Here is a 24414-nt window from a genome sequence, read left to right as displayed (position 1 = left end):
CAAATGTACTGTTGCTGCCTTACCCTGCCTGAACCGCATGTTTGAACTGGCTGTTATACAGTTCATGGTACACACCTTTAAGGGCAAGCAGCTGCTCGTGGCTGCCCTGCTCGGCGATCTGACCGCCCTGGATGACGAGAATCCGGTCCGCATCCTGGATCGTACTGAGCCTGTGGGCAATCACGAAGCTGGTCCGGCCCTTCATCAGGGTCCGCATCGCCTGCTGGATATGCATTTCAGTCCGGGTATCGACGCTGCTGGTCGCCTCATCGAGAATAAGGATAGCCGGATCGGCAAGGATGGCACGGGCAATCGTCAGCAGCTGGCGCTGGCCGTGGCTGAGTGTCGTTCCTTCCGTACCCAGCATCGTATCATATCCCTGCGGCAATCTTGCGATGAATCCGTTGACGTTAGCCAGGCTCGCAGCTTCTTCAACCTCGCGGTCGGTAGCGTCCAGACGGCCGAACCGGATATTCTCACGAATTGTTCCTGAGAATACATGCGCGTCCTGCAGTACCATACCTAACTGGCTGCGCAGCTCATTTTTGTTCAGCTCGCGGATATCTCTTCCGTCGATCAGCAGCTCCCCGCTGTTAATTTCGTAGAAGCGGGTTAGCAGGTTAACAATAGTGGTCTTCCCTGCCCCGGTCGGGCCGACGAGTGCGATCTTCTCGCCAGGCTTCGCTTTGAAGCTTACACCGCTCAGAATCGGAGCATCCGCGTGATAGCCGAAGACCACGTCACGGAAAATCACTTCCCCGCACACCCGGGGCAGCTCTTGCGGCTGCTCGCCGGTGTACTCCGAAGGCATATCCATCACTTCGAATACACGCTCCGCTCCGGCAATTGCCGACTGGATCAGATTGTACTGGTTCGCAAGCTCGGATATCGGCCGGCTGAACTGCTTGGCGTAGTTCAGCATACTGACAATAACCCCGACCGTAGCCAGGCCTTTAAATGCCATCCATCCGCCCACACTGGCAATCAGCGCGAAATCCAGATTGTTAATCAGGTTCATGACCGGACCGACCAGCCCGGATACAATCTGCGCCTTAATGCTGACCTTATTGAGTTCACTGCTCATTCCGCGGAATCTTGCCGTTTCCGCTTCTTCTCTGCGGTACTGCTTAATCACCTTCTGGCCGCTGATCGCTTCTTCAATGAAGCCGTTGAGTTCCCCCAGATGCTGTTGCTGGTTCTTGAAATAGATCCGGCTCAAGCCTGTAATCTTACGGCTGGCCAGCAGGACCAGCGGGATCGTCACCAATGCGATAACCGTCAGCGGAACGTTCAGCATCAGCATAATGACCAGCGAGCCGCTTAATGTGATGAGACTGTTCAGCAGCTGGGTAACACTTTGATTCAATGAGTTCGATACGTTGTCGATGTCATTGGTTGCCCGGCTCATCAGCTCGCCATTGGCACGCGTATCGAAGAAGCCTATAGGCAGCTCCTGATATTTAGCGAACAGATCACGCCGCAGCTCGAACACCGTTCTCTGTGACACGGAAGTCATTACATAGGCCTGTACCCAGGAGACGGCGCTGCCGAGCAGGTAAACACCGCCCAGCATGATGCAGAACCGGACGAGCAGCCCATAATCATGGGGAATAATTGCCGAGTCTATTGCTTTTCCGAGCAGGTAAGGCCCGATTAGTGCTACTAAGGCATTAAGAATTGTAAATATATAGACCATAATGAGTCCCGTACGCTGACGGTTCAGATAGGACCAGATACGCTTGATCGTAGCCATACGGTTCTTCGCGCGAACCTTCGGCACCACAGCTCCGCGGCCGCCGGGTGGACCCCCGCCGAACCCGCCTGGTCGAACGGGGGCCTGTGCCTGATTAGGATGACTGGACATAAGGCTCCTCCTCTCCCTTCAGCTGCGACTCCCGGATATCCCGGTAAATCTCGCTGTCTGCCATCAGTTCTTTATGGGTGCCCTGGGCAGCAATCCGGCCATTCTCCAGGATCAGGATCCGGTCCGCATCAATGATTGACGATACACGCTGGGCAATCATCACTATGGTGCAGTTCCGCAGCTGAGTCTTCAGAAGCAGACGAATCCGCGCATCCGTTACCGCATCCAGCGCGCTGGTGCTGTCATCCATAATCAGAACGGCGGGCTGAATCAGCAGCGCACGCGCGATGGACAGCCGCTGCTTCTGTCCGCCGGACAGATTAACGCCGCGCTGCCCGAGCAAGGTATCATAGCCTTGCGGCAGCGTATTGATAAATCCATGTGCTTCGGCGGCTATAGCTGCCTGCTCTACCTCTGCATCTGTTGCTTCCGGACGGCCGTAGCGGATATTGTCCCTGATGCTGCCGCTGAACAGCAGCGACTGCTGCATTACGAAGCCGATCCGGCTGCGCAGATGATCAATGCCAATCTGCCGGATGTCTGTTCCGTCAATGGCAATAGCTCCGGACAACACCTCGTAGAACCGTGGAATCAGGCTGACCAGAGTCGATTTGCCGGCACCGGTGGCCCCAAGAATAGCAACTGTCTCGCCGGGGTTCGCAACAAAGCTGATATCCTCCAGCACAAGATTCTCATCTGCCCGGTTATAGGCGAACGAGACATGGTTGAATTCGATCCGGCCATGTGTAATTACATCACTAATCGCCGAAGAAGCATCTGAAATCTCGCTTGTGGTTGCGAACACTTCATTCACCCGGTCTCCTGACACCTTAGCCCGTGATACGAACGCGAGCATATTGCTCAGCATCATCATGGACATCAGCAGCTGGGTTACATAGTTAATGAATGCGATCAGCTCACCCACCGGCAGCTTGCCGCTCCAGTTCTGCAGACCGCCGAACCAGAGAACGGCAATAATACTTGCGTTCAGGATAAGCATCATCAGCGGCATGTTGAGCGCCATTAGGCGAATGGCTCTAATTCCGGTATTGGTATAGTCTGAGTTAGCGGCATCGAACCGCTTCTGCTCATGTCCCGCGCGGACAAAAGCTTTGATTACGCGGATGCCGGACAGGTTCTCCTGCAGCACATTGCTTACCCCATCCAGCTTCTCCTGCATTCTTGCAAACAAAGGAAAAGATAGACGGATCAGCACGTATAGCAGAATGAACAGCAGCGGCACCGCAGCCAGCAGGATTAGCGCCAGCGACGGGCTGATCCGGATCGCCATCACCAGACTGCCGATCAGCAGCAGTGGAGACCGTACAAACATCCGTAATATCATCTGCATGAAAGTCTGCAGCTGCACCACATCATTCGTTAAACGGGTGATCAGCGATCCGGTCTTCAGCCGGTCCAGATTCCGGTTAGAGAAGGTCTGGATATGCTCAAACAGCCTGATCCGCAGATCATTTCCGAAATTCTGTGAAGCGATACTTGAAAAAACAGTACAGCCTACACCGCCGATCATACCTATAATTGCAACCCCAAGCATGATCCCGCCTGTTGAAATAATATGCGGCAGATCATTCATCATCAGGCCCTTGTCCACGATGCTGGCCATCAGTGCCGGCTGCAGCAGGTCCATAACAACCTCAACTACCATTAACAGCGGGGCGAGCACGCACCAGAGTACGTACGGCTTCATGAACCCCCTGAGTTTCCACATTCAGGTCACCTTCATCTCATCAGTCGTCCGTTTACGGCAAGTAAGTGATTTTATCAGCGATTGGCGTTCTCTGCTTGGCAGCAGGGATTTCCGCCGGATAGCCTACAGCGAGTACAGCAATCACATCATGCTCCTGCGGCACGCCTAGAATCTCACGGCCCCGGACCGAAGCGCCCAGGGACGACCAGAACACGCCTGCGCCTGCTTCATTGGCAGCCAGCATGAAATTCTGAATATAGCAGGAGACGGCCATAACGTTCTCATCGCGTTCCATCTGGCTGGCGGCTGGCTTGGAGAGAACGCCAATTAACAATGGAGCACCGCCGAAATCTGTCTTATGGTTCAGCGCGGCTCTTGTCTCGGGTCCAATAAACAGCAGCTCCCAAGGCTCGTTCATCCGGTGGTTCGGAGCATAGCTTGCCGCCTCCAGCCATGTGTTCAGATCCTTCTCGCTGATAGCGTCAGGTTTGAAAGCCTTAATTGTTCTGCGGGTCTGGATGGTATCAATGATTGTCATGGTTTATGTCCACTCCTTCAGTTGTATTCTCTTGTTCTGCCAGTACTTCACGCAGCTCGAAGGCCTGGATGAATTCCTGGATGATTCCATCCGTTGCTTTCAGCTCACCGCTGATCACCTGTCTGATAGCTTCGAATTCCAGCTGGTCCAGCTGCTGCATTAAGGTTGAGCGTTTGACATGGAGCCGGTCCAGAAAAGCAATTGCCCGGCCGCGGCGAAAGGTTTGGGCGCTCTGGAAATTCCTCTTGCCGTCATCATGGGGATGGCCACAATTCTCTCTGTGCTCTTTGTGCCCTCTATGTTCATATTTACCTTCGCGCATGCTGCTCTCCTCCTTCTTGTGTATACATTTGTATACGAATATTACTTGTATACAAATGTATACCCTTATTCAGGGAAGTGTCAAGCTGCATAACAAAAACAACTCAAAAAGGTCCGCAGCAGCGGTCTCTTCATGAGTTGTTTCTGGTTAGTGCAATTATACGGTATCCCTTACAAATTGGTTCGTCATTTCTGCTCCAAGGCATATTTCGTGAACGTTTGCTGCTTGAAATCATCCCAGGCCGGAGTGGACAGACCCGCTTGCTGTTTAAGCGGCTCAAACGCTTGATAAAGTGCAGAAATCTCGCTGAAGGAGCCATCGACCAGCTTCATGAATGGCAATTTATGAACATACTTCATTCCTTGGTAGAGCATCGTTGGATGCCGCTTAACCCCTTTGACAAGTGCTGCCGGATTCGTCTTAATACCAAGCTTGTTAAGCACGCTGAACCCTTCATCGATCAACGCAACGGCTTGTTTCCAGCGGGCGTTATCCTTTGTTGCTTTTGCCAAGTCGCCGTTATGAAGATAACTGACTGAAGTGATAGCTACAATTGGAACAATATGGCTCAGCAGCCATGCGTTGATATCCTCCGGATAATCAAGCTTGTATTTCGTCTGCCGGAAGGCCTGCGCAAGCTCGGGCTTGAAGGGAACCTCCCCTTCCAGGCTGCCCAGCACCATTTGAACGCCCATACGGATGCTGATCACACGGCCATTCTTCTCCCTGATCCCTCCGCTAAGCTGAAACCCGAACACTATATTCTGTGGAGTCCGGCTGTTCTCCTTGAAGAAACGCAGCATGCCATGAGTATCTCCGTTATTGCCGACCAGAACAATATTGGTGCTCAGGTTGTCCGCCAGAATCGGCAGCACCGCCGGGAAATCATTGTACTTCATCACTACGAAGATCAGATCATAGATATCATCCGTCCGCAGTTCAGAAATGACCTTCACCTGATCTACAGTCGTTTTACGCTGAAAATAATGCCGGATCACCAGCCCGTCCTGCTGCAGCTGGGCCGCTCTCTTCGCCCGGGCGAGCACCGTTACGTCATTGCCGCCCCGCACCAGCACATGTGCCAAATAACTGCCGAGTACACCTGCTCCAATAACTAATATCCGCATATTATTCCCCTCTCATCTTCAAACATTTGTTCTTTTATGAACATCTGTTCATTAGATTATCAGCAGAGGGGATGTTGCGCAATTGCCAATGCAGGCATGTCTGTACATTTATGAACATAGGGCAGGTGATTGTCTATTAATAAGCTTGAGCCCAGGCCCGGCGGTTCTTCTTCATTCCACAATCGGGGTGTGAACCGCTACGATCAGCATATCCATATGCCGGGCATGCCGGAGCAGGTAATGGACGAAGCTTTCTTTGAACAACGCACGCCATAGAGGCCTGCGAGACTGGCCGATGATCAGCTGTGTAGTCTGCATTTCATTCATCCGCTGCAGCAGATGCTTATGCAGATGCTTGCGGCTGACGGCCTCGGTAATATCCATGACGCCGCCCAGCCGCTCCGTCAGATGTTTCAGCGTATCAAGCCGCTTCTGCTCTTCTATTGTCCGTATGCGGGTACAATGAACATAATGCACATGCCACTCGGCCTTGAGGCGGTGCGCTATGCGGAAACCGCGGCGGATTAACCGTTCGGCCTGCGGGCCGGTGTCCACACAGACGAAGATCACTTCCCGTCTGCTCCAGGGACCCCGGAGGGAGGGCTCGCGGTCCCACGCTTCCAGGCGTTCATCCACATCATCGGCAATTTCACGCAGAGCCAGCTCACGCAGCGCGATCAGATTGCCGATCTTGAAGAAAGACTCCAGCGCCTGATTGACCTTCTCGGCAGCGTATATCTTCCCTTCCCGCATCCGCTGCTGCAGCATCTGCGGGGTAACGTCGATGAGCTCCACCTCACTCGCCATACGCAGGATCGCATCCGGCACAGTCTCGCGGACACGCACTCCCGTTAACTGTTCCACGGCATCATTCAAGCTCTCCAGATGCTGCACATTGACTGTGGTAATGACGGAGATCCCATTCTCCAGCAGTCTGATTACATCCTCATAACGTTTCTTGGTCTGGCTTCCGGGAACATTGGTATGGGCAAGCTCATCCACCAGCACCACCTCGGGATGCCGGGCAAGGATCGCCTCCGTATCCATCTCCGTAAGTTCAGCAGACTGGTAGTGGATCTGTGCTCTGGGGATCGTCGTTAATCCGCCCACCTGCCCCTTCGTTTCCAGCCTGCCATGAGTTTCCAGCAGACCGACTACAACATCAATCCCTCTGTTCAGCAGCAGATTGCCTTCCTGCAGCATTTTGTAGGTTTTGCCCACGCCTGGGGCTGCGCCGATATAGACCTTGAAGGTACCACGGCGGATCTTCTCAATCCGCTGCTCCAGCTCTTGGCTGGTTAAGCGGTGGAAGGGCTCCTCTGTTCCCTTAGGGGCCGAGCGGACCGGCAGAATCCGCTCCCCGTCCCGTTCAGCGCGGTCTGCCATCAGGAACACATCGATGTTCCTCGTCCGCCGCAGGACACGGCTGGCGATGGAGCCATGCCACTTCTCCTGCCAACGGCTTTTCTGCGAATGGCCCATGACTATCCGTGTGACATTATTCTGAATCGCATAACGCACGAGCAGCGAAGGAAGCAGCCTTAAGCGGAGCAACTCTAACTCTTCAAACCTGGCATTGATCCGTTCCGTCAGCTTGAGAATGGAACGCTTGAAGACCTGCTGATCCTTGGTCAGCGGGCGGCCGCGCACGAGAAATGTAACAATAATCAGGTCACCGTTCAGCCGTTTGGCAATTTGCTGCCCCCTCCGGATATAGAGTGACCCATTCCAGTGATACTGCGCAGAGACAAGAATCCGCTCCGTTGCACCGGAAGGTCCGATCAGCCCCTCGGCTTCCCGGTGTTTCTCCAGAGAATCATTGACCCCTTCTGCCATCAACCGCAGAGACAGCTCGCGGAGCACGCCAAGATTCCCCCGGCGGGAGAGGGCGGGATGTGCCCCTTCTCCAAGCACCCCTTCCTCCATCCGCTTCAGAATCGTTTCCGGAGAGACATCGATCAGCCGTACCTCATCCGCGAATTCCAGTGTGTTCAGCGGTACGGTATCTTCCGCACGGATACCGGTCATCTCATAGATTCTCTCACCCATTCCTGCAAGCTCATAGACATTAATGGTAGTAATCACGCTGATCCCCTGATCCATCAGATAACGGATGTCCTCCAGCCGTGTCGGGAACCGGGCGCCTTCACGGTTGCGGTGCGCCAGGCCATCGACCAGCAGCACCTCGGGATTACGCTCCAGCAATGCTTCCAGCGGAAGATCCTTCTCTTCCTTCCCGTCCTTCCACCAGTGGATGCTGGGAACCCGTTCCAAATCGCCAAGCTGCTGAACGGTTTCCGCCCGGCCCATGGTTGATACCGCACTGATCACCACATCAATGCCCTGATGCTTCAGGAGCTTGCCTTCCTCCAGCATATGGTAGGTTTTGCCCGATCCGCTGACCGAGCCGATAATAATCTTCAGCCGCCCCCGCTGCAGCTGATAGATGGAATAGAGGATTTCCTCCGGTGACTTGCGTTTATATGGTGCCATAAGTTAACCTCCTTTCTTGCGGCACTAACCGGAAATGACCCTGTCCGTATAGCTTACGGGCAGGGTTCAGACCGGTATTACTTCGCTTTGAGTTCCGTTAATGCCAGATTCAGCTTCAGTACATTGACACGCTTTTCACCGAACAGTCCCAGATCCCGGTCTTCGGTATACTCAGACACCAAGGCTGTAAGTGTCTCTGGAGGAATTCCGCTCAGATTGCTGATTCTGGGAATCTGCACAATCGCTGCAACCGGTGAAATATGAGGATCGAGACCTGAACCGGAGTTCGTGACCAGATCAATTGGCAGCTCACTAACGGGTACACCGGGATTATCCAGCTTCCACTGGGTAATTGAATCGCTTGTGCGCTGCAGCATATCAGGATTTGATGGTCCATAGTTGTTCGAACCCGAGGCTTCAGCCTTATACTCAATGCTGGATACACGGCCCTGGAACAACGCCTGATCCGTGAAATTTTGCCCGATCAGTGTGGAACCGACCACCTGCCCCGCTGAATTCTTCAGCAGGCTCCCGTTGGCCTGCGAAGGCATTAACACTTGGGCGAGTGCGGTAGACGCCAGCGGATATATGATTCCGCAGAGTACAATGAATACTGCGCTTAGCCGTATAATTGTGAAGATATAGGCAGCTTTTGAAGGAGACAGCTGCTCTTCGGCAGTCTCTTTATTGAAATTGGCCATGATGGTATTGCCTCCTTAATAATTCAATCGTGTGCTAGTTCACTAAATCCATATCCTTACGATCATATCAATCAGCTTGATCCCTGCGAACGGAACAACGACGCCGCCAAGACCGTAGATGACAATATTCCGCGCCAGCAGCTTCGTAGAGCTCATCGGCTTATAGGAGACACCGCGCATAGCTAGCGGAATCAGCAGCGGGATAATGATGGCGTTGAAGATCAGCGCCGAGATAATGGCAGAGCTTGGAGAGCCGAGTCCCATCACATTGAGGGCTTCCATCTCCGGAATCGCCAATGTGAACATCGCCGGGATAATCGCGAAATACTTGGCAATGTCGTTAGCGATACTGAAGGTAGTCAACGCCCCGCGGGTCATCAGCAGCTGCTTCCCGATTGCTACAACCTCAATGATCTTGGAGGGATCAGAATCCAGATCGACCATGTTCGCGGCTTCCTTGGCAGCGGTCGTGCCGCTGTTCATCGCAAGCCCCACATCGGCTTGTGCCAGTGCAGGCGCATCGTTGGTTCCGTCACCGGTCATGGCTACCAGCTTGCCTTCATTCTGCTCGCGGCGGATAACCGCAATCTTGTCCTCCGGTGTACTCTCGGCAATGAAGTCATCGACTCCGGCTTCACGGGCAATGGTAGCCGCCGTCAGCGGATTATCGCCTGTGCACATGATGGTCTTGATCCCCATGCTGCGCAGTTCATCGAAGCGTTCCTTCATGCCGGGTTTAACCGTGTCCTTCAGATAGATCAGCCCGTAGATCCGGTTATCTACTGCAACCGCAAGCGGTGTGCCGCCTAACCGGGCAATCGCATCCGAGTTGCTGTCCAGATCGGCCGGTACTGCACCGCCCTGGGACAGCACCCATTTCTTCACGGAATCCACGGCTCCCTTACGCACCAGGCGTCCGTCGTGCAGATCGATACCGCTCATCCGGGTCTCAGCCTTGAACTCGACGAATGCTCCGCCTTCGGCAAGACTGCCGTCATAGCTGAGCTCCAGCTTCTTGGCCAGCTCCAGTACGGAGCGCCCTTCCGGCGTCTCATCCTTCAGCGAGCTGACCGCCGCCCAGGCGGCCAGCTCAGTGCCTGACTCACCGCCTGCCGTGACGAATTCGCTCGCCATCCGGTTGCCGAAGGTGATCGTCCCGGTTTTATCAAGGATCATTGTGTTGATATCCCCGGCGGCTTCCACCGCTTTACCTGACATTGCCAGCACATTGAACTGGGTAACACGGTCCATCCCGGCAATCCCGATGGCTGACAGCAGTCCGCCGATCGTAGTCGGGATCAGGCAGACCAGGAGAGCAATCATCACGGGGATCTCCAGCTGAACGCCGATGTAATCAGCGATTGGACGCAGCGTAACCACAACGATCAGGAATATAATCGTCAAGCTGATCAGCAGCGTGTTCAGGGCAATTTCATTCGGTGTCTTCTGGCGTTTGGCCCCTTCGACCAGCGAGATCATCCGGTCCAGGAAGGATTCGCCCGGATCACTTGTAATCCTTACCTTGATCTGATCGCTGACTACGCGGGTGCCGCCTGTAACTGAGCCGAAGTCACCACCGGCTTCCTTAATGACCGGCGCCGATTCCCCGGTGATCGCCGATTCATCCACAGAGGCCAAACCTTCAATCACCTCACCGTCACCGGGAATCATTTCCCCCTGACTGACGAGAACAACGTCGCCTTTGCGCAGCTCGGAGGCCGGAACCTGCTTGATCGCTGATCCGGCCAGCTTATTGGCTGTAATGTCCTGCTTCGTTTTTTTCAGCGAATCGGCTTGCGCTTTGCCGCGCCCCTCAGCCAGTGCTTCGGCGAAGTTAGCGAACAGCACCGTGAACAGCAGGATGAAGAATACCGAAATATTGAAACCTACCGAATGCTCCGCATTGAAGTAGCCTGGTGCCAGCACCATAAGCAGTACGATTACCGTGCCGACCTCAACCACGAACATGACCGGATTCTTCATTAACGTAACCGGATTAAGCTTCACTACACTGTCCTTGGCCGCACTTAGAAGGATAGGACCTGTCAGCAGTTTTTTTCTTTGTACAGTACTCATTCTCTTCTCTCCCTCTCCCTACCGTAAAGTCAAATATTCTGCAATTGGACCGAGGACAATGACCGGCAAGAAGGTCAGCGCGCCGATAATCAGCACCGTCCCAATCAGTATTCCGGTGAACAGTCCGTTATCCGTACGGAAGGTACCAATCGTCTCCGGCACCGGCTTCTTGCGCAGCAGGGAGCCTGCGACTGCCAGCATGGCGATAATCGAAACATAGCGTCCCAGCAGCATGACGATACCGGTCGTTATATTCCAGAAGGAAGTATTATCCGCCAATCCTTCAAACCCCGAGCCGTTATTGGCGGCAGAGGAGACATATTCATACAGGACCTGGGTCATTCCATGGAATCCGGGGTTGCTGATGCTGCCTTGACCAAGGTCGGTCAGAAAAGCAGCGGCGGTCGGCACCAGAATAATCAGCGGATGAATCAGAATGGCTATGGCAATCAGCTTCATTTCCCTCGCCTCAATCTTCCGCCCGAGGAATTCCGGCGTCCGGCCGACCATCAGCCCGCATAGGAAGACGCCGAGTATTGCATACATCAGCATATTGACCAGCCCGACGCCCTTGCCCCCAAACACGTTATTCAACATCATCAGCGTTAGAGGTGTAATGCTGCCGAGCGGCGTCAGCGTATCATGCATATTATTCACACTGCCGGTTGTGGCCGCCGTTGTAACTGTGGTGAACAGAGCAGACTGCGCAATTCCGAACCGCACCTCTTTACCTTCCATACTGCCTTGCGAGGCATCAATGCCCATCGCGTTAACCGCCGGATTACCCGCACTTTCAGCAGCATAATTCAGTCCCAGCAGCACCACGAACAACGTCATCATCGCACCAAAAATCATCCAGCCCTGGCGTTTGTTCCTGGCAAACTTCCCGTACATGTACGGCAGGGAAGCGGGAAGCAGCCACATGGAGAGAATCTCCAGCACATTGCTCAGCGGGCTGGGATTCTCAAAAGGATGCGCCGAGTTCGCTCCGAAAAAGCCCCCGCCGTTCGTTCCGATATGCTTAATGGATTCCAGTGAGGCAATCGGCCCGATCGCAATCTGCTGGCTCTGCCCCTCGAGCGTCGTAACCTCAAGTGCAGGTTTCAGTGTCTGCGGCACATGAAGCGCAACGAGCGCCAGTGTTACAAGCAGCGCGAGAGGAATGAAGATCCGGATATGCGCTTTGACGAAGTCTTCGAAGAAGTTCCCCACCGAGCTGCGTCCTGTAATCCCTCTGACAAAAGCGACAGCTACCGAGAATCCGCTGGCCGCCGAAGTGAACATCAGCATCGTCATTACAGCCATCTGTGAGAAGTAGGACACGCCTGTCTCCCCGCTGTAATGCTGAAGATTCGTATTGGTGATGAAGCTAATCACCGTATTGAAGGTGAGCGTCTCTTCCATGTTGCCAATCCCGCCCGGGTTGAGCGGAAGCCCCTTCTGCAGCCGCAGAAGGATGTAACTGAATGTTACCAAGGCTATATTCGTTACAATAAAGCTGACCGCATATTTCTTCCAGGACATCCCACCCCGCTGCTTCAGCCCGATCAGACGGTAAATGCCTCTCTCCGTTCCGCCGAAGATCCGGTCTGTCCGGTTCGGTTCACCTGAGAATACATGATATAGATAAGTTCCTGCCGGTTTCACCAGCAGCACCAGAATTAGAATGACTGCTATAATTTGCACAATACCCACGGATGACCCTCCTCAATATACAAACTAACCTTCATTTCTTTCTTGCCTACTCTCTCTCCATACTGTATCAATAGATTAAAAATCAACGTTATAAGGTAAAGTGACGGAGGGGATATTTGGAACTGTAGGAGCGAATGCGTACGCCTTTGTCAGCGGATTTCCACCGCGATCAGCGGTATAAATCAAGAAATCTGATGACAACAGCGGCCGGAAGTCCAAATATTCACGCAGTCACGACTAACCTTTTTGACACTGATTTTTAGATCTTTTTATACAGCCCCCTTTTTAAAATTTCTCCGGATGAATCAAAGCATAAACCAGATACAGAAACAGGAGTAACGTTGCCGCAAGGACTACCGCCATCACTCATTCCCCCCTTGTTCATCCACTACATGACCGCACCATTGCACAAATGCGTAGAACAAAGCGAATACCGCTGCCAAGGCCACCGTCATATACACATCCATCATTGTCTTTGCCACTCCTCATCCGAATTTATAAGAATCTCTCTCTTGTAACTTCCGGTCTAGCGTAACATTTCTCCCGTTAGTTCAGGGTTAGGGTTTCAGCAGGCGTATTAAGATGACATTAAGAGCGGTAAATATCCTCTCCCAGCACCTGATTGACCGCCTGGATAAAAGCCTGATGGCCCCCGTCCGGTTCCATTCTGCGGGGCAGCGCCCGGGCAAGAATCTGTTCCGTCCCCTTCGGATCGAACTCGAAGCTGTCTGCGAGAATCGCCCTGACCTCCTCTGGAGACGCTCCATTAGCGAACCGGTCCGCTGCTTTATATACATCACAGTTCTCATAGCAGCCTTCCTGCTGCAGGCCGATCCAGTCGTATCTCTTTTTGATCAGCACCAGTAATGTTGTTATGACCGTGAGCAGACCGATATTTCTAAACATCAGATCCATGAATATTGCCTTCTTTCTTCTGTGTTTCACTTCCGGTTCAGCTTACCACTCCCGCCATTAGTTCAGGATTAGGGTTTGCTTCAGTGAATTAAGATTTCGTTAAAATGCCGGTAGCGCAACCGCTCCAGGTAGCCGCCTCCATAGCTGGAACGACAAATAACCATGTCCGTTAAGGACATGGTTATGGAAGTTATTTGGAACCGGAGCTGTGCGGATTCCGCCAGCCGGTTCAGATCACCTTGCTGTCGTCTCCCGCCTGGAGCATCCGGTAACCGACACCAATATGCGTCTGGATAATCTTCGGCTGTGAGGGTGTACTCTCGATCTTCTTCCGGAGCGTAGCCATAAATACACGCAGTGCCGGAATATCATACGTATGGCTGCCCCAGATTTCATGCAGGATGTAATTATGGGTCAATACCTTACCCACATTCTTGGCCAGCAGGCACAGCAGCTTATATTCAATCGGTGTCAGATGGATTTCGTCATCCTCCAGCCAGACACAGCCTGCCGAGTAATCGATCCGTAAATTCCCGTTGGTAAAAACAGACGAATCCTTCATCAGCTTCTCGCTGTCCCCCCGGATCCGGCGCAGACTGACCCGTAGCCTGGCCAGCAGCTCCTCCACGCTAAACGGCTTGGTCAGATAATCATCTGCCCCCGCATCGAGCGCTTCAATCTTGTCCCGGTCTTCACTGCGCGCACTGACCACAATAATCGGAATATTGGACCAGGCCCGGACCTTCCGGATAATATCGACACCGTCCATATCGGGCAGTCCCAAATCCAGAATCATGATATCCGGCTGACTGGACACGGCCTCCAGAATCGAAGCTTCCCCTGTCTCCGCCGTATGATATTTATAGCCCTGGGTCTCCAGTGTTGTCGTAATCAGCTTGCGGATAGGCTTGTCATCCTCTACCACAAGTATCAAAGGTTTATTCATGGACGTTCACCTCTTCTGCCTGCAGGGTGAAGCTGAATACCGTCCCCTGCGGTGCGTGATCTCGTAATTCAATATTGCCGCCATGGGCGTGGATTATCGATTTGCAGAGTGCCAGCCCTAGGCCTAATCCGCGCCTGCCGTCGCCGCGCACGTTGTCTGCCGTGTAGAACATCTCGAACACCTTGGCTTTGGCTTCAGCTGAAATGCCGGGGCCATCATCAGCGACCTCCACCACAACCCAGCCCGCCTCGCGTCTGGCGGATACCGTTATATGAGACCCGGACTGAGTATATTTGATCGCGTTATCCACCAGATTGATGATGACCTGAATAATCAGCCGTGAATCCATTCTGGCCATGAGCAGCTCATCCTCCAGCCGGATCTCAATGTGATGCTCATCCTTATTGCGGTTTACATGCAGCAGGGCTTCGGCTATCACTTCCTCCAGCAGCTCCGCCTGAAAATTCAGGTGAAGGGCGCCGTTATCGATACGGGTAATAGACAGCAGATTCTCCACCAGATTGATCAGCCACATGGAATCATCGTAGATATCGTTATACAGTTCCTTCTTCTGCTCTTCATTCAGGACCATCGAGTTGCCGATCAGTATGCCCGCATTGCCGGAAATACTCGTAAGCGGTGTGCGCAGATCATGTGAAATGCCCCGCAGCAGATTGGTACGCAGCTGTTCCTGCTGAATTTGCAGAGAGATTTCCTTCTGCTTTTCATTCAGCTTATCTTTCTCCAGGGCAAGGGCACATTCACCCAGCATGGCAATCATCAGGCTTTTCTCAAAAACCTCCAGCGGTTCTTCCTGCTCCATTACAATGCCCGCCACCGCAAAGACCGTATCCCCTCCGCGTACCGCATGATACAGACAATGAGCTGCCGAGAACGTATCTGTAGAAGCTCCTGCCCGTTTATTATTCTGCAGCACCCATTCCGCAACCTTGCGTTCATCATCGAAGATATAGCTCTGGGGATCAACTGCAGCTTCCTCCTTGGCAAAAATCAGCGGTTCGGCAAGCTCCCCCTCTACCACCTCATAGACAATAATGCTCCGGTCCAGCAGCTTGACCATCTGCAGTGCCGTTTCGTTGATGATCGCCGGGGTATCCTTGGCCTGCTGCAGCTTCCGGCTTGTCTCCAGCAGAACCTCAGTCCGGTAAGCCTTTTGCGCGGATTCCCTGGCTTGTTCCTTCACCCGCAAGGTCAGTGTGCTCGTAATAAACGAAGCTGACAGCATGACCAGAAAAGTCACCGGGTAACCGGAATCATAGGCCTGCAGAGAGAAAAAAGGAGCAGTAAAGAAATAATTAAAGACAAGCACACTCAAAATTGAAGTAACCGCGCTGTACAGCCGCCCCTTTGTGACCATCGCATCCAGCAGAACACCCAGGATATACACGGTGATAATATTGGCTTCACTGAAGCCGAGATACTTGAACCATAACCCGATCAATGTACAGACCAGCAGGATGCCTATAGTTTTACCGGTATCAGCCAGCGTCAGAAGCGGAGATTTGGCATATTGCGGGAACTTTTTGTACATGGAAGGCCCATTATCCGGAATAATATAAATATCGATATTCGGAGCGGACGCCGTCAGCTTGTCGACAATGTTAGATTTGGCCGGCCAGCGGGTTTTGTGCTGCGAACGTCCCAGAACGATCTTGGAGACCCGGCTTGTTTTGGCGTATTCGGCAATTTGTCCGGGAACATCCTCCCCATATACGGTCGCGACCTGTGCCCCGAGCTGCTCTGCCAGCCTCAGATTCTCACGCAGCTCTGCCTTGTTCTTGGCGGTTAATTCTTTCGTCCTCGACGTTTCCACATACAGTGCCGTGAACGTTCCATGCAGGGCGTCGGCCATTCTGGCCGCAGTGCGGATCACCTTCTTGCTGGAGATAGCCGAGGACAGGCAGACCAGTATATGATCCTTCGTATAAAAGGTAGCACTGGCCGCCTTCTCCCCGAGCTGTACAGCAATTCTGTTCAGCTGGTCCGCTGTATAACGCAGTGCAATTTCCCGCAGGGCAATCAGCTTTTCGGGAATAAAGAAACCGGCATGCCTCTGCTGCAGCTGTTCATCCGGATATATCCGGCCTTTATTTAAACGGTCGATCAGATCGCCGGGTCCGACATCAACAAACTCCACCAGATCCGCACGGTCAAATACGCTGTCCGGAATACGCTCCAGCACAGGAATACCCGTAATGGAGGTCACGACATCGGTCAGACTCTCTATATGTTCAACATTTACCGTGGTGTATACGTTAATTCCAGCCCGCAGCAGCTCCTCCACATCCTGATATCTTCTTTTGTGGCGGCCTCCCGGAGCATTGGTGTGGGCGAGATCATCGACCAGGATCAGCTGCGGCCTTCTGCGGATCGCGAGGTCAATGTCAAACTCCCGGACTATTTCCCCGTGAATAGATATTTCCAGCGGTGGAAGACGCTCAAGCCCTGACAGCAGCTCCGCCGTATCTGCTCTGTTATGAGACTCGATAAAGCCTGCGGCCACCTGAAGACCTTCCTTTTGTTCTTCATGGGCGGCATAGAGCATAGCACAGGTCTTGCCTGCCCCGGGTGCGTATCCGAAGAATATTTTCAGCCTGCCCCGCTGCTTCTCAGCCGTTGTGTATCCTGCCATTCGAATGGTTCCTTCCTATATGGGCATCATGCCGTGCGTTCGTACTCTTAATGATAGCGTCAGTATAGCATGTGCACAATCAGCATGACATTACGGAATTGGCTGTGGCATTAAGATTGCATTAAGATGAGGGGATGGATGGCAGTATTTAGGAGGTGATCCGCCGGCGGTGCCGAATATTGTAGAGTAGCAAATTTCAACATACCGATTCTAAGGAGATCTGAGATGACAAACGAACAGCAATCCGGGCAAGGGACAATGGAGATGATTTTGGCAGGTGCAGTGAAGCTTCCCGGTGTACAAGTAGACCGGAGTGAATTCCTTGCACAGCAGTTTGCCAAATATGATACTTATGGAAATATGAGTACCATTCTGGAACGAGGACCGCTTGAGGCAGGGATCAGCCTATCGGTCATTGACAAACTAGCCAAGACGCTAATTGAAAAGCGTACTATCTTAAGTACAGCAGCTTCCACAGCAGCCGGCCTTCCGGGAGGATTAGCCATGGCGGCGACCATTCCGGCAGACACCCTGCAGTTTTTTGGCGTAGCCATGCGCTTGTCCCAGGAATTAGCCTACCTGTATGGGGGCGCGGATCTGTGGCAAGGCAACACCCCGGACTCGGAGCAGGTTAGCCGTGAGCTTACATTATATCTGGGAGTTATGTTCGGAGTGGCCGGCTCTGCTCCGATGCTGCGAATTCTGAACGCACCTAATTCCCGGCAGCTGCTGAATGAGCAGACCCGGCAAGACTTGGCCCAAACGATGTATTACCCGCTGCTGAAGAAAATCTCCTCTTATATCGGGATTAAAATCACCAAGAAAACCTTTGCCCAAGGCGCATCCAAGTTCATACCTGTTCTGGGCGGACTTCTCTCCGGCGGGATGACCTATTTCTCCATGAAGCCTATGGGGCACCGCCTGCGGGAAGCTTTGTATGATGCTTGCGATCATTATTCGGAAGCTCAACTGGCGCAGGACAGGGATAAGGTGCAGCGTGCGGTTGCAGATTCGGAGATTAATGTAATTGAAGGTGAATTTTTTGACTTAGGGTTTGATTCGAAGCCAGAGCCGGCAACAACTGCTGCTGCAAGACCGGAGAAATTTAGTGCCGCGGATGAACTGCTGAAATTCAAGCAATTGCTGGATATGGGCGCAATTACCCAAGAGGAATTCGACCGGAAGAAATCAGAGCTGCTGAACAGCTGATTTCTCGCATGAATCTTGAAGAGCTAGGACCTCTGCTGTGGCAGGAGGCTTAGCTCTTTTTTGTGAGTAAAATTCATGATGCTCTAATCTAGTAAGAAACATAAGTGAGCAAATATAACATGCATGTTCTAGTTTAATAACAGCCTCTGTTTCGAGAATTGGCGACAAGACAGCACTGTCAGCTCAATATAAAAAATCCGAAAAACCAACTGTATCAAGCGGTACTTTATCCTTTTAAAGGATATACGCGCACAAGCGGACGCGCAGCAATGTATGTTTTTGCCGGATTTCCGAACTCCCTTTATAATCATAACAATGATTCAATATAGAGATGGAGTGAGTAAACCTGACATGAATACAATTCAACTGGAGTTCACTGAGCAAAGAAATATCAGGGCCAGCCAGAGATTACAACAAGGAATACTGCAAATCCTCAAGGTGCTGCTGGGCACACTTATCGTGAGCATTGGTGTACTTATCCTCAAGCATTCCGAGATCATCACCGGTGGAACCGTCGGTTTGTCGCTCAGTTTATCCTATTGGTTGGGTACTTCTTTCTCCGTTACGTATCTTCTGGTCAACATCCCCTTTTACGTGCTGTCCCTGTTCAAAATGGGCTGGAAATTCACCGTATCCACGCTGTTCGCTGTCTCTTCATTAAGCCTGATGTCGGCTGCAGCTGCCCGCTTGCCTGAATTCGTACTTCCGGGCTGGTTCGGAGCAGCAATCGGCGGCTCTGTCATGGGTCTCGGGATGTCCTACTTGTTCCTGAACGGCTCATCGCTGGGCGGGAGCAATATCCTGGCTCTAATTTTCCATAAAAAGTTCGGCTGGAATCCGGGGAAAGTTATGTTCGTGCTTGACGGTCTGATCATCACCGGGTCGTTCTACTCCATCGGGCTGTTCAAGGGACTCTACTCCGTTCTTTCGATTGTCATCCTGTCCTTCATGATTCATTTGTTCAAAAGCCGCTTCGCTGCTCCGGCCAAAGCCCCGGCCCAAACCCGTATCCTACCGGCGGCGGAAGCTTCTTAATCGTGTTATTGAAGCAGTCTCAGCCAAGTCAGCGATCCCGAGCACTGGTTGATGCTTGTTACCGCTGTGCTCGATCAAGTGCATCTTCTATCGCTTTGAGATAAGCTTTGCTCGTAAGCGTAGCACCGCTGATACTGTCTACCTGCAGCGATTGAGCCTGGATCACTCTGCCGAACAGCTCCTCCGTAGAAGCCGCAGGCTGATTCTCCGCGTGCTCCAGTAGCTTAATCGCTGTTACTTTCTGCGCTGCAATAGTTACCTGAACCTTATTCGCCCTCCATTTATACATCCCGCCTGCGTATTCACCAACATAATTGCCTGCATGCAGCTGTTTGAAATCCACTTCACCGATTTGAACATTCCGGGCTTCACGCCGCTCTTTCTCCGTGAACAGCCAGCCTGCAGCAAGTCCAACCAATACAATTATAATTACAGAAATGCACATTATGAGCAGGTTGCGTTTCCACTTTGGTTTCACTTACATCACCTCTTATGAATGAATATAACTGTATTCATTCATTATTTTGCATTCTTGGCCATTCTTCTTCCGATTAGATCAAATATACGTCCGGCCAGCCTTTTGAATGGCCCTAGAGATGCCGTGTAATAATAAGCCGACTCAAACCAGCCGTTGTCCTTGTAATGCCGGTAATCTTTGGACTTGTCATCCAGCATGTTATGAATACTGGTCCGGGACAAGCGGAACAGCATCAGTCTAAACAACGTTGGCGCCGGAGGGGATGGACGCATAAGCCCTTTGTAGAATCTGGCGGCGGCCTTGCGGATTTCCTGTGAATTTTTCTCCCGGGCAGCTTGTGTTATAGGCTCCATCGTATGAAGCACACAGCCACGGGTTACCTGGAAGCCCAGATTCTCCCCCATACTGCTAAGATATTTGACGATACCCTTGCCGCCGTGAATGCCCTGGTTGACGACAGCTGTATAAGTCTTGCCGAAGAACTGTGGCCGATGAAATACATAAGCCAGCCGGTCCAGCAGATTCTTCATCGATGCCGATACATGGAATGCATAATTCGGAGTGGCCATAATAACGCCGTCGGAGTTCTCCATCTTCCCGATCAGCACATCCCGGTCATCTTTGAGCGGACAAAATTCTTCGCCTTTACTGAAGCAGACCTTGCAGCCCCGGCAGAATTCAAGCCTGTAATCCTTCAGGAAAATGTACTCAAACTCAATCTCCCCGTATGTCCTTAGCCGAGCTTCAAATTCGCAGACTGCCTTGTACGTGGCATGCTTTTGCTGATTACCAATGATTGCGGTGACTTTCTTCATGACTGTCCCTCCAGAGTAGTGATGAGATCCTACTTTCATTTCGGAATTGTGCTTATGAATGAATATTTTTATATTCATTCATTTCATATAATAACATAGATATGCCCCATTGTCTGGCAGGATACTGCATGATCTTGAACGATTAGTGAAGACTTTGCTACTTATTATTGTGTCCCTTCCGGCATGTTAAAAAGGCCACAAGCGTTATCCGCTCATGACCTCATCATGCCCGTATAGTATTCAACCGGAAGATTAGTCCATACTAAATTGTCATCGTATTCGTCAACCGTCCCAGCTTCTCGATCTCTACGGTTACTGTATCCCCGGCTTGCAGATATACCTGCTGCTCCGGCGGATACCCCAGCATAACGCCTTCCGGAGTACCTGTCATAATCATATCTCCCGGCTCCAGTGTGAAATGCTGTGAAATATAGCTGATAATCTCATCACACTTAAAGATCATATCGGCTGTATTGGATGACTGGCGAAGCTCGCCGTTAACGGTACACGAAATTGCAAGCTGGTTCGGGTCCCCCACTTCATCCGCAGTTACGAGATAGGGGCCGACCGGAGCGAATTTATCACAGGTTTTGCCCAGGAGCCACTGCTGGGTCCGCATCTGCAGATCGCGGGCGGAGAAGTCATTGCCGCAGCAATATCCATAAACATACTTATAGGCTTCCTCCCTGGAGACATTCCGGGCCGTCCGGCCCATCACGATTACAAGCTCGGCCTCATAGTCTACTTTCTGCGAGGCAGCAGGCAGCGGTACCGGCTCCAGATGAGCTGCCAGCGCATTATTGAATTTGCTGAACAGAATTGGCGTCTGCGGTATAGGAGCATTCGTTTCTTCTGCGTGCTTGCGGTAATTGAGTCCGACACAGATAATTTTGCCGGGCCTGGGAACACAGGGGGCAAGCTGCAGCGTGGATTCGTCAAGCAGAACTACAGAATCTGATTCTGGCACAGTTAATCCCCTTACTGCCTGCCGGGCAAGTTCGTTAAGGTACGATAGCATTTCCGGACCTCCGGCAATCACGTTCTGCAGTGTTACGGAGCTTGTTCCTTTCAGGTAACCTGATGCTGTCAAAGCATGTTCAACATCCAGTATGCCGGCTTCCGTGTGTACTCCAACGCGGGTAACGCCTTCTTGAATATAGGATAGTAGTTTCATATCTAGACCGCCCCGTATAGTCTTGTAATAAAAGCATGAACAATACCGAGCACATCATCAGACCAGAAGTCCTGGCCGCCATGATCGGCTCCCTCTATTTTGTAGAACTCAACATCCTTGCCCTTTTGCTTCAGGTCGTTGTACAGCAGCACACTTTGCTCAAAAGGAACCAGGCGATCCTTATTGCCATGGATAATCAGTATAGGTGGAATGTCCACTTCCTGCGAAATATGATTCATAATAATGGTTGGTTCCGCCTGCACCGGATTCTCCAGGACATTCAGACCTCCGATCAGCAGGCCTTCGGGAGAATCTGCTCCGGCATGGTCCATCGTTGAGTGCGCCTCATTCATCCGGGTAATATCTGCAGGACCGTAGTAGTCGATGATTCCCTTCACTTCGCAGGATAATCCGTCGTACACATCCGTATCGAGCGTCTTGTCATGCGGAGTTATCCCCGTCATCACTGCCGTATGACCGCCGGAGGAGTCTCCCCAAATTACGATTTGCTCCGGATCAATTCTAAACTGCCCGGCATTCTTCCGCAGATACCGTATAGCTGTCTTGGCATCCTGGATCTGCGCGGGGAACGGCGCCAAGTCTGACGGGCGGTATTCCACGATTGCAACAGCATAGCCTTGTCTGGATATCCAGGACAGCGGTGCGAGATTCGCATCCAGATGCTGCTGTCTCCATGCCGAACCTTGCACGAACACCAGCAGCGGCCAGGTAGCATCCGGACGTTCATGCTGGGAGGGTAATATCAGATGCATATGCAGGGGCCGACCGTCCCTCTCGCAATAGGTATGATTGTGCAGCACCGTGCAATAGACCGCGTCAGGATTCATAGACAGTACTTTCATCCCCGCCGCTGTCGCTTCCGATGCAGGGAATGCTTTGTAGCTGAGCTCTCTGGGTTCAATCCGCATCATCATTTGCCTCCTGTGAAATCAGTTGAGTAAATTTTACCACTTCTATTCATACCTTGTCTTGCCGATGCGTTCAGGTGCAAAAAAGGAGCTGCGGTAAGATACCGAGCTCCTGTATAGATTCACATCCAAAACCCTCTTGTAAAAGCTATAGACCCGTCGTAGTCGACGTATACATTTTGGATATTGGGATTACTCAAAAGATCAGTGACACAATAGAATAGCGGGATAACCGCCATTTGCTCGATAAGCAGCTTTTCTGCTTTGGCGTAAATTTCCATACGTTTTCCAGTGTCTGTTGTCTGCTGGGCTTGGTGCATATAACGATCATACACTGTATTGCTCCACCCTGTATCATTAGAGACGCTTTGTGAACTGAATAGCTCCATCATCGAAGCCGGATCATTGAAGTCAGCGGTCCAGCCCGCTCTTGCCATGGTATAATTCTGATTCTCGCGGTTTTTCACTAGCTCCGGGAAGCTTTGAATTTCTATATTTACATCAATTCCTAAATTCTTATGCCAGCCATCAATGACTTTTTTGGCGATAGCGCCATGATTACTGCCATCATTCACAATAATTGTAAATACCGGCAGTTTGGCAAGTCCCGATTCTCTCAATCCTTCCTTCAGCAATACCCTGGCCGCCGCAGCATCCTCTCTAAAATATGCCCGGCCGGACATCTCTGAGCGAAAATTCAGCTTCGCTCCGTGAATACTTGGCGGCACAAATCCATACGCCGGATTGCCGTAACGCAGACTTTCACGGTCAATCGCCATCGCCAATGCTTTGCGGATCTTCAAGTTGTTAAAAGGAGCCTTACTCAGATTGAATTGATAAAAATAGGTTGAAGCATAAGGTGCCTCATCTAAAGACCTTTCGGTTGCGCTATCTAATGAAGCATAATCTACCGATTCCTCTCCTCCGCCTCCAACCCAGTCGACCTCTTTATTCATGTAAGCGATTGTCGGATTCTCCGGCAGCAGCAGACGCACCTCTGACAGTTTAATATCCTTGGCTGCATAATAATCAGGGTTTTTAACTAAGGAAATTTCATTATCCGTCCATGCTTTTAGCTTAAATGGACCATTAGTTATCATTGATTTGATGTCTGTTGCCCATTTGCTGTTGCCCTTTGCGGTCTTAGCGTAAACCGGCAGATAAGTACTTTCCGCAAGCAACTGAATGAAATAGGAGGTTTTCTCCTTCAAGGTCACTTGAAGTGTGTTGCTGCTCAATGCTTTAACACCGAGAGAAGAAGCATCCTTCAGGATTCCCTGATGATATTTCTCAGCATTAATAATGACGTACATATTAAACGCGAAAAGATTATCTGTTTCCGGAGCGAGCGCCCGCTTCCAGGCATACTCGAAGTCCGAGGCCAGCACCTGCTGCCCATTGCTCCATTTCGCATCAGCACGTAGTGTAAATGTATACGTTCTGCCATCACTGGAGAGGGTCCAGGATTTAGCCGTTCCAGGCACAGCAATACCGGCCTCGTTCAAACGGACCAGACCTTCAAACAACCCTTTGACAGCCGTATTTGTACTTTTATCTGCCGATGACGCCGGGTCCAGTACCTCTGGAAGACTTCCCAGACCAATACGCAATACCTTATTAGTTTGTGCAGCAGATGAACTGCCCGTCCCTCCCGTGAGCGTTACACTCATCATTAAACCTACTGCCAAAATGATATGAAGCAACCTTTTCATCAACGTTTCCCCTTTGTAAAGCCA

The 24414-nt window shown here is 51.7% G+C and carries 20 protein-coding genes; 2 read left to right on the top strand and 18 right to left on the bottom strand.

Annotated features, from left to right (window positions below; translation table 11 throughout):
• Positions 1-19: 19 nt before the first annotated feature.
• The 13 genes from P40081_RS17470 to P40081_RS17415 form a co-directional block, all read right to left on the bottom strand.
• Positions 20-1864, bottom strand: coding sequence for an ABC transporter ATP-binding protein (locus tag P40081_RS17470; protein WP_042137210.1), 1845 nt, complete (start codon positions 1862-1864; stop codon positions 20-22).
• Complete coding sequence (locus P40081_RS17465; protein WP_042137208.1) at positions 1848-3593, bottom strand: ABC transporter ATP-binding protein; 1746 nt, start codon at positions 3591-3593, stop codon at positions 1848-1850. The genes P40081_RS17470 and P40081_RS17465 overlap by 17 nt, the downstream gene beginning before the upstream one ends.
• Before the next feature lie 31 nt (positions 3594-3624).
• The gene (locus P40081_RS17460) at positions 3625-4110 is read right to left on the bottom strand and encodes a nitroreductase family protein (RefSeq protein ID WP_042137207.1); all 486 of its coding nucleotides are present in this window, start codon (positions 4108-4110) and stop codon (positions 3625-3627) included.
• Entirely contained in the window at positions 4097-4432 is a 336-nt protein-coding gene (locus P40081_RS17455; protein ID WP_042137206.1) for a hypothetical protein, read from the bottom strand. The genes P40081_RS17460 and P40081_RS17455 overlap by 14 nt, the downstream gene beginning before the upstream one ends.
• Positions 4433-4617: 185 nt before the next feature.
• Complete coding sequence (locus tag P40081_RS17450) at positions 4618-5559, bottom strand: ketopantoate reductase family protein (RefSeq protein WP_042137204.1); 942 nt, start codon at positions 5557-5559, stop codon at positions 4618-4620.
• Positions 5560-5730: 171 nt separating this feature from the next.
• A complete protein-coding gene (locus P40081_RS17445; RefSeq protein ID WP_042137202.1) occupies positions 5731-8052 on the bottom strand; it encodes a universal stress protein in 2322 nt (773 codons plus the stop codon).
• A 77-nt stretch (positions 8053-8129) separates the two neighbouring features.
• Positions 8130-8753, bottom strand: coding sequence for a potassium-transporting ATPase subunit KdpC (gene kdpC, locus P40081_RS17440; RefSeq protein WP_042137200.1), 624 nt, complete (start codon positions 8751-8753; stop codon positions 8130-8132).
• A gap of 42 nt (positions 8754-8795) precedes the next feature.
• A complete protein-coding gene (kdpB, locus tag P40081_RS17435) occupies positions 8796-10829 on the bottom strand; it encodes a potassium-transporting ATPase subunit KdpB (RefSeq protein ID WP_042137198.1) in 2034 nt (677 codons plus the stop codon).
• Positions 10830-10847: 18 nt separating this feature from the next.
• Complete coding sequence (kdpA, locus tag P40081_RS17430) at positions 10848-12524, bottom strand: potassium-transporting ATPase subunit KdpA (protein ID WP_042137196.1); 1677 nt, start codon at positions 12522-12524, stop codon at positions 10848-10850.
• 285 nt (positions 12525-12809) lie between these two features.
• Entirely contained in the window at positions 12810-12887 is a 78-nt protein-coding gene (gene kdpF, locus P40081_RS40050; RefSeq protein WP_144026137.1) for a K(+)-transporting ATPase subunit F, read from the bottom strand.
• Between the two features lie 225 nt (positions 12888-13112).
• Positions 13113-13439, bottom strand: coding sequence for a hypothetical protein (locus tag P40081_RS17425; RefSeq protein WP_042137195.1), 327 nt, complete (start codon positions 13437-13439; stop codon positions 13113-13115).
• A gap of 229 nt (positions 13440-13668) precedes the next feature.
• Positions 13669-14385 (bottom strand): response regulator, encoded by a 717-nt coding sequence (locus P40081_RS17420; RefSeq protein ID WP_042137193.1) that lies wholly within the window; start codon positions 14383-14385, stop codon positions 13669-13671.
• Positions 14378-17038: a sensor histidine kinase gene (locus P40081_RS17415; RefSeq protein ID WP_042137191.1), complete on the bottom strand. Its 2661-nt coding sequence runs from the start codon at positions 17036-17038 to the stop codon at positions 14378-14380. The genes P40081_RS17420 and P40081_RS17415 overlap by 8 nt, the downstream gene beginning before the upstream one ends.
• A gap of 225 nt (positions 17039-17263) precedes the next feature.
• Here P40081_RS17415 and P40081_RS17410 point away from each other — a divergent pair, with 225 nt between their 5' ends.
• Positions 17264-18247: an SHOCT domain-containing protein gene (locus P40081_RS17410; RefSeq protein ID WP_042137189.1), complete on the top strand. Its 984-nt coding sequence runs from the start codon at positions 17264-17266 to the stop codon at positions 18245-18247.
• 351 nt (positions 18248-18598) lie between these two features.
• The gene (locus P40081_RS17405) at positions 18599-19282 is read left to right on the top strand and encodes a YitT family protein (protein ID WP_231575380.1); all 684 of its coding nucleotides are present in this window, start codon (positions 18599-18601) and stop codon (positions 19280-19282) included.
• 58 nt (positions 19283-19340) lie between these two features.
• On the opposite strand, the gene P40081_RS17400 is transcribed toward P40081_RS17405, so the two are convergent.
• The 5 genes from P40081_RS17400 to P40081_RS17380 form a co-directional block, all read right to left on the bottom strand.
• Positions 19341-19760 (bottom strand): FMN-binding protein, encoded by a 420-nt coding sequence (locus P40081_RS17400; RefSeq protein ID WP_042137187.1) that lies wholly within the window; start codon positions 19758-19760, stop codon positions 19341-19343.
• 41 nt (positions 19761-19801) lie between these two features.
• Complete coding sequence (locus P40081_RS17395; RefSeq protein ID WP_042137184.1) at positions 19802-20575, bottom strand: flavodoxin family protein; 774 nt, start codon at positions 20573-20575, stop codon at positions 19802-19804.
• A gap of 262 nt (positions 20576-20837) precedes the next feature.
• On the bottom strand, positions 20838-21749 hold the full coding sequence (locus tag P40081_RS17390) for a fumarylacetoacetate hydrolase family protein (RefSeq protein WP_042137182.1): 912 nt from the start codon (positions 21747-21749) through the stop codon (positions 20838-20840).
• A gap of 2 nt (positions 21750-21751) precedes the next feature.
• Positions 21752-22684: an alpha/beta hydrolase gene (locus tag P40081_RS17385; protein ID WP_042137180.1), complete on the bottom strand. Its 933-nt coding sequence runs from the start codon at positions 22682-22684 to the stop codon at positions 21752-21754.
• Positions 22685-22800: 116 nt separating this feature from the next.
• Positions 22801-24390: a peptide ABC transporter substrate-binding protein gene (locus P40081_RS17380; RefSeq protein ID WP_042137178.1), complete on the bottom strand. Its 1590-nt coding sequence runs from the start codon at positions 24388-24390 to the stop codon at positions 22801-22803.
• Positions 24391-24414 lie beyond the last annotated feature (24 nt).

This window comes from Paenibacillus sp. FSL P4-0081 (assembly GCF_000758565.1).
Lineage (GTDB): Bacteria > Bacillota > Bacilli > Paenibacillales > Paenibacillaceae > Paenibacillus_AQ > Paenibacillus_AQ phytohabitans.
The sequence above is the reverse complement of the archived record's forward strand: the minus strand, read 5'-3'. Positions and strand labels throughout refer to the sequence as shown.

Excerpts from the sequence above, each read along its gene's own strand:
- P40081_RS17470 (WP_042137210.1), bottom strand. The coding sequence starts at position 1,864 with ATGTCCAGTCATCCTAATCAGGCACAGGCCCCCGTTCGACCAGGCGGG.
- P40081_RS17465 (WP_042137208.1), bottom strand. The coding sequence starts at position 3,593 with ATGTGGAAACTCAGGGGGTTCATGAAGCCGTACGTACTCTGGTGCGTG.
- P40081_RS17460 (WP_042137207.1), bottom strand. The coding sequence starts at position 4,110 with ATGACAATCATTGATACCATCCAGACCCGCAGAACAATTAAGGCTTTC.
- P40081_RS17455 (WP_042137206.1), bottom strand. The coding sequence starts at position 4,432 with ATGCGCGAAGGTAAATATGAACATAGAGGGCACAAAGAGCACAGAGAG.
- P40081_RS17450 (WP_042137204.1), bottom strand. The coding sequence starts at position 5,559 with ATGCGGATATTAGTTATTGGAGCAGGTGTACTCGGCAGTTATTTGGCA.
- P40081_RS17445 (WP_042137202.1), bottom strand. The coding sequence starts at position 8,052 with ATGGCACCATATAAACGCAAGTCACCGGAGGAAATCCTCTATTCCATC.
- kdpC (WP_042137200.1), bottom strand. The coding sequence starts at position 8,753 with ATGGCCAATTTCAATAAAGAGACTGCCGAAGAGCAGCTGTCTCCTTCA.
- kdpB (WP_042137198.1), bottom strand. The coding sequence starts at position 10,829 with ATGAGTACTGTACAAAGAAAAAAACTGCTGACAGGTCCTATCCTTCTA.
- kdpF (WP_144026137.1), bottom strand. The coding sequence starts at position 12,887 with ATGGCGGTAGTCCTTGCGGCAACGTTACTCCTGTTTCTGTATCTGGTT.
- P40081_RS17425 (WP_042137195.1), bottom strand. The coding sequence starts at position 13,439 with ATGGATCTGATGTTTAGAAATATCGGTCTGCTCACGGTCATAACAACA.
- P40081_RS17420 (WP_042137193.1), bottom strand. The coding sequence starts at position 14,385 with ATGAATAAACCTTTGATACTTGTGGTAGAGGATGACAAGCCTATCCGC.
- P40081_RS17415 (WP_042137191.1), bottom strand. The coding sequence starts at position 17,038 with ATGGCAGGATACACAACGGCTGAGAAGCAGCGGGGCAGGCTGAAAATA.
- P40081_RS17410 (WP_042137189.1), top strand. The coding sequence starts at position 17,264 with ATGACAAACGAACAGCAATCCGGGCAAGGGACAATGGAGATGATTTTG.
- P40081_RS17405 (WP_231575380.1), top strand. The coding sequence starts at position 18,599 with ATGAATACAATTCAACTGGAGTTCACTGAGCAAAGAAATATCAGGGCC.
- P40081_RS17395 (WP_042137184.1), bottom strand. The coding sequence starts at position 20,575 with ATGAAGAAAGTCACCGCAATCATTGGTAATCAGCAAAAGCATGCCACG.
- P40081_RS17390 (WP_042137182.1), bottom strand. The coding sequence starts at position 21,749 with ATGAAACTACTATCCTATATTCAAGAAGGCGTTACCCGCGTTGGAGTA.
- P40081_RS17385 (WP_042137180.1), bottom strand. The coding sequence starts at position 22,684 with ATGATGATGCGGATTGAACCCAGAGAGCTCAGCTACAAAGCATTCCCT.
- P40081_RS17380 (WP_042137178.1), bottom strand. The coding sequence starts at position 24,390 with ATGAAAAGGTTGCTTCATATCATTTTGGCAGTAGGTTTAATGATGAGT.